15 protein-coding genes are annotated in these 14,052 nt (G+C 33.3%); 7 read left to right on the top strand and 8 right to left on the bottom strand.

The genetic code is table 11. The features are described from left to right. Window positions 1-21 precede the first annotated feature (21 nt). The gene (locus tag ACX119_RS02215; RefSeq protein WP_459351519.1) at window positions 22-834 is read right to left on the bottom strand and encodes a dihydroorotate dehydrogenase electron transfer subunit; all 813 of its coding nucleotides are present in this window, start codon (window positions 832-834) and stop codon (window positions 22-24) included. Continuing rightward, window positions 818-1,729, bottom strand: a complete 912-nt coding sequence (locus ACX119_RS02210; protein ID WP_459351518.1) for a dihydroorotate dehydrogenase — start codon at window positions 1,727-1,729, stop codon at window positions 818-820. The genes ACX119_RS02215 and ACX119_RS02210 overlap by 17 nt, the downstream gene beginning before the upstream one ends. An 85-nt stretch (window positions 1,730-1,814) precedes the next feature. Here ACX119_RS02210 and ACX119_RS02205 point away from each other — a divergent pair, with 85 nt between their 5' ends. Both ACX119_RS02205 and ACX119_RS02200 read left to right on the top strand, forming a co-directional pair. Continuing rightward, the gene (locus ACX119_RS02205) at window positions 1,815-3,245 is read left to right on the top strand and encodes an NOP5/NOP56 family protein (RefSeq protein ID WP_459351517.1); all 1,431 of its coding nucleotides are present in this window, start codon (window positions 1,815-1,817) and stop codon (window positions 3,243-3,245) included. After that, entirely contained in the window at window positions 3,142-3,906 is a 765-nt protein-coding gene (locus ACX119_RS02200) for a fibrillarin-like rRNA/tRNA 2'-O-methyltransferase (RefSeq protein WP_459351516.1), read from the top strand. The genes ACX119_RS02205 and ACX119_RS02200 overlap by 104 nt, the downstream gene beginning before the upstream one ends. On the opposite strand, the gene rnhB is transcribed toward ACX119_RS02200, so the two are convergent. Continuing rightward, window positions 3,903-4,523: a ribonuclease HII gene (gene rnhB, locus ACX119_RS02195; protein WP_459351515.1), complete on the bottom strand. Its 621-nt coding sequence runs from the start codon at window positions 4,521-4,523 to the stop codon at window positions 3,903-3,905. The genes ACX119_RS02200 and rnhB overlap by 4 nt on opposite strands. A gap of 61 nt (window positions 4,524-4,584) precedes the next feature. Here rnhB and ACX119_RS02190 point away from each other — a divergent pair, with 61 nt between their 5' ends. Continuing rightward, a complete protein-coding gene (locus ACX119_RS02190) occupies window positions 4,585-5,733 on the top strand; it encodes a tRNA (guanine-N1)-methyltransferase (protein ID WP_459351514.1) in 1,149 nt (382 codons plus the stop codon). Here ACX119_RS02190 and ACX119_RS02185 read toward each other — a convergent pair. From ACX119_RS02185 to ACX119_RS02175, 3 genes are read right to left on the bottom strand one after another with little or no spacing between them, the layout of a single operon-like run. Next, complete coding sequence (locus ACX119_RS02185) at window positions 5,723-6,316, bottom strand: RlmE family RNA methyltransferase (protein ID WP_459351513.1); 594 nt, start codon at window positions 6,314-6,316, stop codon at window positions 5,723-5,725. The genes ACX119_RS02190 and ACX119_RS02185 overlap by 11 nt on opposite strands. Continuing rightward, the gene (locus ACX119_RS02180; protein ID WP_459351512.1) at window positions 6,313-7,059 is read right to left on the bottom strand and encodes a helix-turn-helix transcriptional regulator; all 747 of its coding nucleotides are present in this window, start codon (window positions 7,057-7,059) and stop codon (window positions 6,313-6,315) included. Before ACX119_RS02180 ends, ACX119_RS02185 begins: the two co-directional genes overlap by 4 nt. A 55-nt stretch (window positions 7,060-7,114) precedes the next feature. Continuing rightward, a complete protein-coding gene (locus tag ACX119_RS02175; RefSeq protein WP_459351511.1) occupies window positions 7,115-7,579 on the bottom strand; it encodes a hypothetical protein in 465 nt (154 codons plus the stop codon). A gap of 103 nt (window positions 7,580-7,682) precedes the next feature. On the opposite strand from ACX119_RS02175, the gene ACX119_RS02170 reads away from it, so the two are divergent. The 4 genes from ACX119_RS02170 (at window position 7,683) to ACX119_RS02155 (ending at window position 13,358) form a co-directional block, all read left to right on the top strand. Further along, window positions 7,683-9,776: an AAA family ATPase gene (locus ACX119_RS02170; protein ID WP_459351510.1), complete on the top strand. Its 2,094-nt coding sequence runs from the start codon at window positions 7,683-7,685 to the stop codon at window positions 9,774-9,776. Window positions 9,777-9,873: 97 nt separating this feature from the next. After that, on the top strand, window positions 9,874-12,015 hold the full coding sequence (locus tag ACX119_RS02165) for a biofilm-associated protein (protein ID WP_459351509.1): 2,142 nt from the start codon (window positions 9,874-9,876) through the stop codon (window positions 12,013-12,015). A 39-nt stretch (window positions 12,016-12,054) separates the two neighbouring features. Beyond that, on the top strand, window positions 12,055-12,567 hold the full coding sequence (locus ACX119_RS02160; protein ID WP_459351508.1) for an adenine phosphoribosyltransferase: 513 nt from the start codon (window positions 12,055-12,057) through the stop codon (window positions 12,565-12,567). After that, window positions 12,567-13,358, top strand: a complete 792-nt coding sequence (locus ACX119_RS02155) for an S-methyl-5'-thioadenosine phosphorylase (RefSeq protein WP_459351507.1) — start codon at window positions 12,567-12,569, stop codon at window positions 13,356-13,358. Before ACX119_RS02160 ends, ACX119_RS02155 begins: the two co-directional genes overlap by 1 nt. Here ACX119_RS02155 and ACX119_RS02150 read toward each other — a convergent pair. Together ACX119_RS02150 and ACX119_RS02145 are read right to left on the bottom strand one after the other, a co-directional pair. Beyond that, window positions 13,355-13,639, bottom strand: a complete 285-nt coding sequence (locus ACX119_RS02150; RefSeq protein ID WP_459351506.1) for a hypothetical protein — start codon at window positions 13,637-13,639, stop codon at window positions 13,355-13,357. The genes ACX119_RS02155 and ACX119_RS02150 overlap by 4 nt on opposite strands. 8 nt (window positions 13,640-13,647) lie before the next feature. Then, window positions 13,648-14,046 carry a hypothetical protein gene (locus tag ACX119_RS02145; protein WP_459351505.1) on the bottom strand — a complete coding sequence of 133 codons (399 nt, stop codon included), beginning with the start codon at window positions 14,044-14,046 and terminating at the stop codon, window positions 13,648-13,650. Between the last annotated feature and the right edge of the window lie 6 nt (window positions 14,047-14,052).

Here is a 14,052-nt window from a genome sequence, read left to right as displayed (position 1 = left end):
TTTAAACCTTGCTAGTCAAACTTAATAATTTTCTAAAATTCCAGCCTTATTCCTGTGAAAATAACCAAATTCTTTATTTTTTGATAAATGCTCTCCATCAAAGACAGTTCCGTCTCTGCAAACAAGATCTTCACCAACACAACAACTACCACAAATTCCAACTCCACACTTCATCATTCTTTCAAGACTTGCCTGGACAAATAATCCTCGAGAATGAGCTGATTTTACTGTCTTGTACATCATTACTTCAGGTCCACAAGTATAGACGCCATCAAATCTTGTTTCACTAACAAGTTTTTCAACCAAATCAGTAACAAAGCCTTTTTCACCATAACTTCCATCATCAGTTGAAACAATTACTTTGTGAGAATTTTTCTCTAATAGTGTATTTGCCAACTTTTCAAAGAATACTTCATCTTTTGTTTTTGCACCAATTAGAACAGTAACATCATCAGTTGGTTTAACAAATGTAAGTAATCGCATCATTGGAACAAGTCCGGTTCCACCACCAACTAACAATAGTTTACCTTCTTTAAGATCAAAAGAATTTCCATAAGGACCACGAATTCCAATTTGTTCTCCTTTTTTGATATTAAATAATCCAGTAGAAGCTGGTCCATGTTTTCTAACAGTAAATGCAGCTTTTCCCGATTCTTTAGAAATCATTACACTCATCGGCAACTCATTAATGCCAGGAATCCAAACCATTGCAAATTGCCCGGGTAAAACATTTGACATTATGTCATCAGAGAAAACTAAAGTTCTAACAGTGGGTGTTTCATCAATAACTTGCTCAACAGTTACAATTGTAGGATGATTATGATTTCTTTGCAAGTCCCACCATATCCTTTATTGTAGAAAATTCTTTTCTTTTCATATATTGAATTATTCCATTGTTAATTTCATCAAAAACTTGAATCCAATTATCACCTATTGCACTTCCCAGTTGAATTCCAGAAGCACCAGCTAAGAAAAATTCTATTGCATCTTCCCATGTAGATATTCCACCACAACCAATTATTGGAATATCATATTTTGAAGAAATTTCATAAACACATCTTAATGCAATCGGTTTAATTGGTGTTCCAGATAACCCTCCAAACTTGTTACTCAAAATTGGTCTTTGTGTTTCAGTATCAATTGCCATTGCTCTAACAGTGTTAATAGCAGTAACAGCATCAATCCCAGACTCTATTGCAGTACCCACAGTTTCAAGATAGTGAGTGGTACCTAAACCAACTTTTGCAATAACTGGAACATTGGTGGTATTTTTTACGGTAGTCACAATTTTTTTTACCAATTCAGGATCATCTCCAACTTCTAAGCCAACTTTGGCAACATGCGGACATGATAAATTCAATTCATATGCAGTAACCTTACAATTTTCAAACTGCTTAACCATCATCTCAAAGTCCTCAGGGATTGATCCAACCAAACTTACAATAATTGGAACGTCTTTGTTTGGTTCTATCATTTTTGCAAAATTAGGTGCTCCAGGATTTGAAAGTCCAACGGCATTAATCCAACCACCTCCCTTTACACTAAAGATTGTAGGATTTGGATAACCCTCCCATGGTTCTGTGCTCAAAGATTTTGTAACAACTGCTCCAGCACCTGAGCGATAAAGTCGATTAAAAACATCCAAAGAAATGCCTAAAATTCCTGAAGCTAACATAACTGGTCTCTTTAGATGAATTTGACCTATGGAAGTTTCAAGACTAGGTTCCACTTTGATTAATGGACTTAGTTTGGGATATAATAGTTGATTTGCTGTTCTGGTACCTTTTTTAAAGGTGATTTAGATTGTACTAGTCATGTATTCTGTAATTTTAACAGAATTGGGAATCTCAGTTTTCAATGATGGAAAGCTGGACAAGGCATTCCCATTTTCGAATTCAGTTAAAGAGTATATTGCAGTGAAAAATAAAGAGTCAAAACTTAATGAGCTTGTAAATTATCTTGCTTCTATTCAGAGAGGAGTTTCAGTCAGTGATGAATCATTATTGGCCATTTTGAAAAAATATTCAATTGATTCACATTTAATGGATTCAAGTGAACTTGAAACTGTTCAAGCAACAAAACCACAGATAATAGTTGATTCAGGTTTTGCTTCAAATCTTCAAGATACATTAGGAAAACTAAGAGAGTTTGCATTAGGAATTTCTTCTTCTAAAGTAACAGAAGTATCAGAAAGTCCAGATCTACACATCATCCAGGCAATTAATTCACTTGATGAAATTGACAAAATTGCAAATGGTCTAAGTTCAAGACTTAGAGAATGGTATGGATTACATTTTCCAGAATTAGATAATGTAATTGATAGTATCAATGGTTATGCTCAAATTGTAATGGCAGGAAAAAGAGAATCATTAACAAAACAAGTTTTTGAAGAGGCAGGTTTTCCTGAATCTAAAGTAGAAATGTTATCATTAATTTCTACTAAAAGTCGAGGGGGGGATATATCAGATGTCAATTTAGCAATTGTCCAATCCATTGCAAAACAAATTCTAGACTTTCATGATTTACGTAAAAAACTTGAAGAGCATGTAGAATCTGAGATGAATACAATTGCACCAAATCTTTCTGCAATTCTTGGTTCTGCAGTAGGTGCAAGAATTTTAGGAAGAGCAGGTAGTCTCAAAAGATTGGCATCACTTCCAGCAAGTACAATACAAGTTTTAGGAGCTGAAAAAGCATTGTTTAGATCATTAAAAACTGGGTCTCAACCACCAAAACACGGATTATTATTCCAACACGCTATGGTTCATTCTGCACCAAGATGGCAAAGAGGAAAAATTGCACGTGCAGTTGCAGCAAAAGCTGTAATTGCTGCCAGAGTAGATGTTTACGGAGAAGGACTAAACCAAACATTACTAGAAAAACTCAATGTCAGAGTTGATGAAATAGGCAAGAAATATGAAAATCCTACTGAAAAAGACATGAGATCACCTCAAACCTTCAGAAGAGAAGGTGGAAACTTTGGCGATAGAAGAAGAGAAGGTGGAGAAAGAAGAAGAGAAGGTGGAAACTTTGGCGATAGAAGAAGAGAAGGTGGAAACTTTGGCGATAGAAGAAGAGAAGGTGGAAACTTTGGCGATAGAAGAAGAGAAGGTGGAGAAAGAAGAAGAGAAGGTGGAAACTTTGGCGATAGAAGAAGAGAAGGTGGAGAAAGAAGAAGAGAAGGTGGATCTGGCAAAGAAAGATCTGGTTCAAATAAAAAGAGAAAGAAGTTTGGAAGAAGATAATCAATCATTTTTTTGGATTAAATCAGATGGCGAAAGAAAACTAGCTACTGAAAATATTGTTCCTGGAAATCAAGTATACAAAGAAAAACTAATTTCCAAAAAGGGAATTGAGTACAGATTATGGGATCCCTTTAGGAGTAAATTAGCAGCAGCAATAATGAATGAACTAGATTATTTTCCATTTGAAAATAAAAGTAAAGTTTTGTATTTGGGAGCATCAACAGGAACCACTGTCAGTCATATTTCAGACATTGTAGGTCCAAGTGGAATAGTTTTTGCAGTTGAGCATGCAAGTAGAGTTGCAAGAGATTTTTTGGACAGAGTTGCATCGTATAGAAAAAATATTATGCCAATTCTTCAAGATGCAAGAAAGCCAAAAGAATATTTTTCAGTGTTTGGAAAAGTAGATGTTGTGTATGTAGATATTGCACAACCAGACCAAACCCAAATTGCATTAGATAATTGTGAAATGTTTCTAAAAAAGGAAGGATATTTTTTTCTAGTAATCAAAACAAGAAGCATAGATGTAACAAAATCACCAAAGAGAATAGTAGAAGAAGAAACAGAAAAAATAAGAAATAAATTTCATATTTTACAATCAATTGACTTGCATCCATATGATAAGGATCATGCAATGATTGTAGCAAAAGCAAAAAATTAGTTTTTTGAAATAATATTCTGTACTGGTTTCCAACTTTTACGCACAAAACTAGGCATTTCTTTATTGGTTTGATAGTATTTTCTAACAAATTTCACAGTAACAGAATCTGATGGATATCCACTTCCTAAATCATGACTTTTACGCAATCTGGCAATTGCCTTATCTCTAGCTACCTTTGCTAAAATGGATGCAGCAGATACTATTACAAATCTACTATCTGCATGATGATATGATTTAATTTTATGATTATTTGAGAGAGTAGAAATTTCCTTACCAAATCTTTTTGGATTTACATCACACGAATCAACATAAGATGTATCAGCATTTAGTTTTGATACAACTTTTGCCATATATTTTGCCTCTAATCCATTTAGACAGTGGTGTTTAACGTTAGCATCAATAATTTTTGGAGAAATTTTTGTAATATAGTAATCATCAACTAGTTTAATGATCTCTTTGTAAAGTATTTCACGTGATTTAGGAGACAATTTTTTAGAGTCTTTAACACCCAAAGAAGATAATTTTCGTAGTTTTCTTTTATCCAAGGAAATTCCTGCAATTACTAGTGGGCCCAACATTGAGCCTCTTCCAGCATCATCAATTCCACAAATTTGCACGAACTTTGTCTAAAAACACAAGTATTAAACCGTTATACGTTTAGAAAAAAATGAAATTAGTTTGGAATTTCCTGATGAATCATTTCAAGAAATAATTGAAGGTAAGACAAAATTACTAGTACCAAAAAAATCATTAACAGATAAGGTTCCACCAAAAAAACCAGCATTCTTTAATCCAAAAGCAAGACTCAATAGAGATTTTTCCATAATTGCATATGCAGCTTTTCTTAATAATTTTCAAGCTCCAAAAATTTTCTTAGAAGGACTATCTGGGATTGGTGCAAGAGGGTTGCGTGTTGCAAATGAATTGCATGTAGATAAATTAGTAATCAATGATCTAAATCCAACTGCTCTAAAAATGGCTGAGTATTCAGCCAACCTAAACAAATTAGAAAACGTAGAATTTTCTGAAAAAGAGGTCTGCAGATTTTTAAGCCAATATTCAAAAAAGGGAGAACGAGGCTCAATTGTAGATATAGACCCATTTGGCTCCCCTGCAGCATTTTTTGACTGTGGAATTAGGGCCACTATGCATGGAGGGATTCTCTCGACTGCTGCCACAGATTTGCAAGTTCTCAATGGGCTATTCAATGAGGCTTGTAAGAGAAAGTACGGAGGAGTTCCTGTTAGAGCAGAATATGGGAATGAGATTGCAATAAGACTGATTTTAGGTTGCCTAAGAGTGGTTGCAGCAAGATTGGGAGTTACAATAATTCCATTATTTGTAGAAAGTGATATGCATTACTATAGAACATTTGTTAAAATTTTAAACAGACCAGATCAACAAAATAATTTGGGATACATAATTCATTGCAAGAATTGTGGACACAGAAAGATTTCATCAGAAACTCAGCAAACATGTGAATTATGTAATTTAAAAATAAATTTAGCCGGACCTTTATGGATTGGAAAAATTTTTGAAAAAGATTTTATTCAAAAAATGTTATTAGAAATTTCTAATTTAGAAGTGGATAAAAATTGTGAAAAAATACTGAACAAATGTCTTGCAGAGTCAGAAATGCCTGGAACATATTTTACAATTGATGAGATTGCATCAAAAATGAAAGCATCGCCACCAAAACTAGAAAATACAATATTGAATTTACAAAAAAATAATTTTCAATCCAGTGTTACGTCATTTAGTCCAACAGGGTTCAGAACAAATGCAAACATAGAAGAGATTATTAAAATTTTTCAGTCTATCCAATAAAACCCAGACAAACATAATACAATTCACTACTTTGTTTTCTACTTGCTTTAGGCTTGGTAAGGTTTATTCTTGAAAATTTTTTCTTGACATAGTCTTTGAATTCCATTGAGAATTCACCATCAAAAACTTTGAAGATCGCATTTCCCTTATGAGCTAAAACTTTATCCATAATTTTGGTACAATCATAATTTAATGAAATTTGTTTAGCATGATCTACAGTCCAATTCCCACTTACTTGCGGAGATAAATCGCAGATAACAGCATTGACTTTACGCCCAAAATAAGACAATACCTCATCAACTACAATCTCATCTTCTATATTTTCACGAATGATATGGGCTCCAGGTATCTCTTCTACATAGGACAAATCAACGCCCATTACTTTTCCTTGATTTCCTGCTAATTTTACAGCCATCTGAGTCCACCCACCAGGTGCACATCCTAAATCAAGAACATAAAATCCAGGACCAATTACCCTATAGGATTGATTTAGTTCTTTTAGTTTGTAAGCTGCTCTACTACGATAACCTTGTTCATGGGCTAATTTTCTATAATGATCTTTTCTTGCATCTTGAAGTTTCATTTGGACTTCGCAGGTTTCTTCATTTCAGCAATTACCCAATCTTCAATGAACTGACAATTTCTTGGACTTATTTCACCTTCTAGTGAACATTTTTGTTCAACAGGACAAACCAGACAAGGAGCATTTTCAATTGATTGAGTACTGATTGGTGTTTTTTTGATTATTAGTTTGTAAGTCCAACGGCCTTTCTCAAGAATTTTTTCTCGAGTAATAGTACCCATTCTTTCTAGTTTTAATGCTAATCTAGAACCATCACGACTTGTAAGTTTAAGTTTTTTCCATAATTCACTTTGAAACATTCCACCTGATTCACGTTCTGCTAGAATATCATAAACTCTGTTAGTGAGTCTTTCCATGTCAACCTTTTCGATTTGAAAATTTTCTATCTCTTCATCAGAGAGTTGTTCTTCTAATTCTTCTTCAAGTGTTTTTTCAGCTTCCTTTTTAGCTTCTTCTAATTCCTTTTTAGTTAATTTTTTTACTTTTACTGGCTTTTCTTCTGTTTTCTTTGCTGCTTTTGCTGCAGGTTTTTTGGCTGCAGGTTTCTTTGCTGCTTTTGCTGCAGGTTTTTTGGCTGCAGGTTTCTTTGCTGCTTTTGCTGCAGGTTTTTTGGCTGCAGGTTTCTTTGCTGCTTTTGCTGCAGGTTTTTTTGATTTAGAAGAGGTTTTTTTCTTTTTTAATTGATCAATTTCACTTTTTATTTTTTCAGCTTCTTCAATTAGAGAATTTTTTTTCTTTGCCATTAAATCACCTTATTTTTTAACCTCAATTTCTTATTAACCATGCAATATCTCATTCCTATTTAACACTAAATGTCCCACTAATTGAGATATTCTTGAGTTGTTTTGAAACCATATCCACTACAATTTCATAATTGCCTGGAATATCTATAGCCTTGGAAAATTTGTCATCGATAGGTAAAATTTGATTTCCTTGAACAAAGCATTGCTCAAAAAATCCACCTTGAGTGATTACATCACTTTTTCCAGCAGAATAAATAGTCACATAAAGATCCCCACAATCAAATGAAGAATCGTTAATTTTGATTTGAATTTCAACAGGTTCAGATGTAGAATACTGTTTTGAAAGCCCAATTATTTCAATGGATGAACTATGAGATGAAATACCATCAGAATGAGACATTGGCCACATGTTTAACTCCCTATCAGGTTTATCTAGAATATCAGCCATAACCGCAGAGCCAAAAATTACTGAAAAGATAACAGGTAACAAAAATACAACAAAAACTCTTCCTGATGCCATTTGTTTTAAGAACTGTAATTCCCTTATATCTATTTAGTAGATTTTGAAAACTTGAGATGAATTTGACGAATGAGTTAAATCGTAGCCGACTAAATATCGCTAGATGCGACTTAGAAAATTCAGAGTTAGAGCATATCGTTGCATTCATGATTCTGGAGAAATAACAGTAGGCGATTTAGCTGCTTTTGTAGGTAGAAATGAGAGTGGAAAAACTACAATTCTTCAAGCACTGACTCTATTGAACAGAGATGAAATTGTTTCAGAGTTAGATTTGTGTGATGAAATGAATGAGGAGCTCAAAGATGAGATAAGATTAGCAGAGGGAGAGTTTGAGTTAAATCAACATGAGATCGGATTGATAAAAGAAAAATTTCCTAATTTACCTGAAATTAAAAAAATCAAATTAATTCGAACAAATAGAAATCCAAAAGTGCAGTATGAGTTTGAAGACATCAAACTTAGTGACAGTTCTAATGAAGGAATCAATTCATGGGAGAATTTTTCTAAAGAGATTTTAGAGTTTTTGAGTACAATTCCAAATCATCTAAGAATACAAATCGACACTAAATTTTTTGAAGGATCAGTACCAAAGAATCAAGAAGCATTTGATAGTGGTATGGCAGAATTTAGTAATCAATTTCATGTTATTGCCATTCAAGAGCCCAAAGTAATTGAAGAATGGGAAAAAATCTACGAAAAACCAGAAAACCAATATCCAAACCTCCTCAGTGGTGAAAGTGAAAAAACAGCACTGCAGAATTTTATTTGGTCAGATTTGCATCCAAGATTTGTATATTTTTCAGATTACAAAAAAATCTATGGGAATATCAATCTTAATGAATATCTCAGAGAAGAAAGGGGTGAAAGAGCAGATTCAATTGAGTATATTGAAGAATTTGACAAAGCCGAGACAGTAAGGAATCTTTTCTATCTAGCAGAATTAGATATGAAAGAGTTAGATGCAGTCAAAGAAAGCCCATCAAAGTGCATCAAATTACTAAATGCTGCAAGTAATAGATTAACAAGTAAATTAAATCCTGCATGGAAAGGTGATCCAATCCATGTTGACCTAAGATACAATCCTGGAAATATTATGAGTGTTGTAATTTCAGATGTTCACAAAGATGGAACAATTACAAACACAGGACTATTAAATAGAAGAGCAGAAGGATTCAAGTGGACATTTTCTTTTATTGTAAACTTTGCAGCTGAGACACAAAGAGCAGAACTAAAAGAAGCTATATTACTACTTGATGAACCTGCAAGAAATCTTCATCCAACACAACAAATGGGCATTTCAGATTTGTTGAAAAATTTAGCAGGATCAAATCAAGTTTTGTATGCAACTCACTCACCATTTATGATATTTGATTACACACCTGGAAATTTGCTTGTTGTGGAATTAGATAAGAGAAAACACCTTAGTAGAATATTTTATGATTATTGGAATGCAGATGATAAAACACTAACACCGATTTTGTATGGATTATCAAGAGGACAAGTGGAATCAATTGTAGACAGAGAGATTGGAACAAATTCACGACCAGTGATCATAGTAGAGACAATGTCAGATGCAATGTATCTTAATGCTTTTGATAAATTCCTCCAAGATCCCAATATCTCAATGAATCCGTTGAATGTAGTAGCAGCATATAACAAAAATTCAGTTTTGCCATTGGCTATATTTTATAGAAATCACGGCTACAAGACCTTTATTTTATTAGATAATTCTGATGAATCAAAACAAATCTCAGCACAATTAGCATCAAATGAATTTTCATCAATTCAGACTATTTTCTTTGAAAGAGAAGGAAAAAAATTAGAATCAATTGAAGACTATATTGTTCTAGAAGATTATCTTTATCCTGTAAATCAAACATATGAAATCAAGTTAAGACGAGAGGGTTTTTCAAATTTGACTCCACTAGAAGTGTCTTCAAAAGAGGGAAAGGGAATTTTGGAGAAATTAAAGAAAATATGGCAAGAACATAGAGACGATGATTGGGGACAATTCAACAATGAAGAGATCACCAGGTATATTTGTGAAAAAATTGCATTAGAGGAGACAAGCTTTCTATCAGATAAAACTAAAGACCAATTTAGATCATTGTACAGGTTAATTGCTGAAAGAATTAGACAATATCAAAATGTTGTCACCAAGCCTGACTTGGATAAATTTCAAAGGGCACGTGCTTAAGATTTAAGAAGTTTTCTCATGAAAGATACTGAAATAAAAAATGAAAAAGTAGGAAAGAAGCTTTAAGGTTAAATGAGAGATGCAGAATCTAACTTACATGAATAAATCCTCTACGAGAGGAATTTTCCTTTCAACAGCATTGTTACTTTCCATTATACTAATTACGAATTTACCAAATTCATTTGCCGAGGAAGTTAATGTAAAAAGCATTGCATTAGAAGAGACAACAATTATCGAGTTAACTAATGATTCAACTAAAGACATTAACACCTTTAGAATATGGTTAGGAAGTGATTTTAGCTTTAAATCTTTTAAAACTGAAAAGGGATGGGTGGGTGAGAAAACACCACAAGGAGTTATAATATTTACATCATCTGAAACAATCAAACCTGGTGAATCAGTGAAATTCGGAGTAAAGACAGACAAAGCCAAACCTGGAATTAATTGGAAGGCATTAGATAAAAACGACAAACAATTAGATACTGGAAAAGTGTTAGCTGGTGATTTACCAAAGGTAATAGAAAATACCCAGCCAAAACAAACTCAACCTACAGATAACATAACTGAGAGTATATCATTAGATTCTACATTTAGAATAATTCCCGAAAAACCCAATGTGGGTTCAACTATTAGAGTTACAGGAGAAAAATTCGGTGCATCTGAAGAATTTGATTTTTACATTAATTCAAAAAAGATTGGTAGTTTCCAAACAGACAGTAATGGGCATTTTATGACTACTATGAAAATTCCCGAGACTGAAAATGCAGATAGAGTAGATTTTAAAATACAAAATAAAGCAGGAGAAGAAAAAAAAATCAGTCTTAGAATTGGAGGAGTGGATAATAGAATCCCAGTTGATGACGTTAAACTTACAGTTCAAGGAGTTCCTAGTGTAATTAAGAGAGGAGATATCTTGGATATTTTTGGCACCGGTAAACCAGGAAGTGCAATTAAAGCAGATATTTATTCTCCAGAAGGAGTAGTGATCAATTCACGTACTGCAACAATTGACTCCAAGGGAAATTGGAAATTACCTGAGCCAATTATGGTACCATTAGATTCTTTGTTAGGAGAATACAAATCAACTATTTCAGATGGCAGACAAACCATTGAGATCAAATGGAAGGTAGAACCACGAAGAGTAATCATTATCAATCCGATTGATTTACAATTTGAACTTGGAGATATTATGAAATTTAACGGAACAGCAATTCCAAATGTACCAATGGAGTTAAGATTGGAAGATCCTATTGGAAAGGAAGTATTCTCAGATATTATTCAAGTTGATGAAACAGGTCTTGTAGAATTTGAATATCAAACTACTATGAATTCTCCAAAAGGGACATACACATTAATTGCTGCCCAAGAAAAAAATAAAGAATTAATTTTTGCAGGACTTGGACAATTAGCTGTAATTCCAGTTAATTTAGAATTTGATAAATTAAATTATAAAGCAACTGAGACAGCAATTATTACATTTTCTGGACAGCCATCAGATGTAGTAAGTCTTTTAATTGTGGATCCTGGTGACAAACCTAAAGAATCAGATATTACAATTCAGCTTTTACCTGATGGAAGGGGAAAATATTCTCTACCATTGAAAGGTTATGCATCTGGTGTTTACACTGCAGTAGTACAAAAGGGAAGTGCACAAAGTTCTGAAACATTCACAGTAGGTCTACAAGTAGGTTCTGGTGAAATTGATATCAACACTACAAAAGTAGATTACAATCCAGGAGACTCTGTTTTAGTTCTAGGCAATACTGGGCCCAACATAATTCTAACTTTATCATTAATTGATCCTGAAGGAAATGAAGTAAAAATTAGGGAAACATACTCAGATAAGACAGGAAAGATTTCTGAAGATTCTTTTAGAATTCCTTCTGATGCGGAACCAGGAGTTTGGACAATAAAGGCAAAAAGCGGGGCAAACTTTGACATTACAGAAATTAATGTTCTAGGAGTAGTCAAAGAAGGAATGGTAGTTGTGGTCACTGATGCTGGAAAATTAGACGGGATAAATGAATTTATTAATATACATATTTTTGGTGCAAAGCAAACAGTAAAAATTACAATTTTATCTGATAGTGGAGAGCAGGTAGAAAAATTGGAATTCCCATCATCAAAATCGGGTGAGATAAATCAACCATGGAAGATTCCAAAAGATGCAGTGCCAGGAACATACACACTGAAAGCATCTGATGCATTTAATGAAGTAGAAACAACTTTTGAGATTTAGTTTCAAACAATTTTATTTCAGATGATATTAAATTCTATCATGAATCTAAAAGACAAGATTACTGAATATCCAAATTTTCCAAAAAAAGGAATTTTATTTAGAGATTTTAGTCCCATATTGAAGGATCCTTCATCATTATCATATATTGCTGATGAGTTTGCAAAATATTTTCATCCAAAGAATATCGATGTTTTTGCTGGGATTGAATCAAGAGGATTCATTCTTGCAACAGTTTTAGCTTCAAGATATAACAAAGGAATGATTATGATTAGAAAAGCAGGTAAGTTACCTGGAAAAACTGTAAAGTTATCATACACTATAGAGTATGGCAAGGATACAATAGAGATTCAAAAAGGCATTATCAAAGAAGGCCAAAGAATTCTCATATGCGATGATCTGCTTGCAACTGGAGGTACTGCAAAGGCATCTGCAAAATTAATCGAGAAGGTTGGAGGAAAAATTGCAGGTTTTGCATTCATAATAGAATTGACAGAACTTGGTGGAATTAAGGGAATTAACAATTATGATTGTAAATCACTGGTGAAGTATTAATGGAAAAAGATATAGAAATTGGAATTTTTGGAGGAACTGGGATTTACGATTCCGGATTACTTGAAGATCCTCAAGAAATTGATATAGATACACCATATGGAAAACCATCAGATACTATTACGATAGGCATTTTTAAAGGCCGAAAAATTGCATTTCTTCCAAGACATGGAAAAAAACATTCGATTCCTCCACACATGATTAACTTTAAGGCAAATATTTGGGCGTTTAAGGAATTAGGAGTAACAAGAATTATTGCACCATCAGCAGTTGGTAGTCTCAAAGAAGAATTAGAGCCAGGACATTTTGTTTTACCATCACAGTTTATTGATTTTACAAAATCAAGAGATGGATCATTTTCCAAAGATGGAAGAGTAATTCATATTTCTGTTGCAGATCCATTTTGCCCTGAATTACAATCATCAATTCTTAAAGTTACAAACAATCTTGAATTAAAGATGCATAAAGATTGTACATATGTCTGCATTGAAGGACCAAGATTTTCAACTAAAGCAGAATCAAAATTCTATAGAACAACAGGAGCAGACATTATTGGAATGACTTTGGTTCCTGAATGCCAACTTGCAAGAGAAGCCCAAATATGCTATGCATCAATTTCTACAGTAACTGACTATGATGTATGGGCTGAAAAACCAGTTACAGCAAAAGAGGTACTGGAAACTCTTTCAAAAAATGTAGAAATGACAAAAAAAATCTTAACTGAATTAATTGATAAAATTCCAAAAACTAGAAGCTGTTCGTGTGCTAAGGCATTAGAAGAAGCAGAATTTTAGTCATCTACAAAGGATTCTTTCTTGAGTCCTTCAGGTAGAGTTAGATCCCCTTGGAGTAGATTTTTTTGAAGTAACATTATAACTTCATCAACATCATATCCCAATTTTTCCAATTCCTTTTCTGTAGATTTAGAAATTTTGGCACCAATATTTTGTCCGCCAATCCTACCAAATGCAATTGCAGTAAATCGAAATTCATTATCATCTATTGTAAAATTACCTGTTATCTTTGCAGCCATTTGGCTTCCATGAACATTATTTATGTGAACTTTAAGATCCATATTAAAAATTAAATTTCAACTGCTTTGTTAATATTATCATCAATTAAAAAGCTCCAATGCTTATCATCCTCAACTTTGAAATTACTAATTTTCAGAGGAACAATTTTTTCATCTAGGCATTCATGTTTAATCTCTCCATTTTCAGTTAGTCTTACTAGTTTCCATTTGTATTTGCCTTGTTGAAGTTTACATACAGTTACTCCCCATTTTGCATCTGCATCAATTTTTGGCATTCCTACTAAATCAGCAATCTCTTCAATTCCTAATTGTTTTTCCTCACAGAATCTTTTCTTACAAACACCGCATCTCCAGACATCAACAGAACCAATGGTTCTCTCATCTATGTTGATGTTTACTACGCCAAAGTAGATAGGCTGATGTTTACAAGTTTCAGTATCTATACTCAATGTTGT

It is taken from the genome of Nitrosopumilus sp. S4, assembly GCF_054515835.1.
The sequence above is the reverse complement of the archived record's forward strand: the minus strand, read 5'-3'. Positions and strand labels throughout refer to the sequence as shown.

Bases quoted from the DNA above. Each gene is read 5' to 3' on its own strand.
- ACX119_RS02150 (WP_459351506.1), bottom strand. From the start codon at position 13,639: ATGGATCTTAAAGTTCACATAAATAATGTTCATGGAAGCCAAATGGCT.
- ACX119_RS02160 (WP_459351508.1), top strand. From the start codon at position 12,055: ATGAATCTAAAAGACAAGATTACTGAATATCCAAATTTTCCAAAAAAA.
- ACX119_RS02170 (WP_459351510.1), top strand. From the start codon at position 7,683: ATGCGACTTAGAAAATTCAGAGTTAGAGCATATCGTTGCATTCATGAT.
- ACX119_RS02165 (WP_459351509.1), top strand. From the start codon at position 9,874: ATGAATAAATCCTCTACGAGAGGAATTTTCCTTTCAACAGCATTGTTA.
- ACX119_RS02205 (WP_459351517.1), top strand. From the start codon at position 1,815: ATGTATTCTGTAATTTTAACAGAATTGGGAATCTCAGTTTTCAATGAT.
- ACX119_RS02185 (WP_459351513.1), bottom strand. From the start codon at position 6,316: ATGAAACTTCAAGATGCAAGAAAAGATCATTATAGAAAATTAGCCCAT.
- ACX119_RS02155 (WP_459351507.1), top strand. From the start codon at position 12,567: ATGGAAAAAGATATAGAAATTGGAATTTTTGGAGGAACTGGGATTTAC.
- ACX119_RS02180 (WP_459351512.1), bottom strand. From the start codon at position 7,059: ATGGCAAAGAAAAAAAATTCTCTAATTGAAGAAGCTGAAAAAATAAAA.
- ACX119_RS02175 (WP_459351511.1), bottom strand. From the start codon at position 7,579: ATGGCATCAGGAAGAGTTTTTGTTGTATTTTTGTTACCTGTTATCTTT.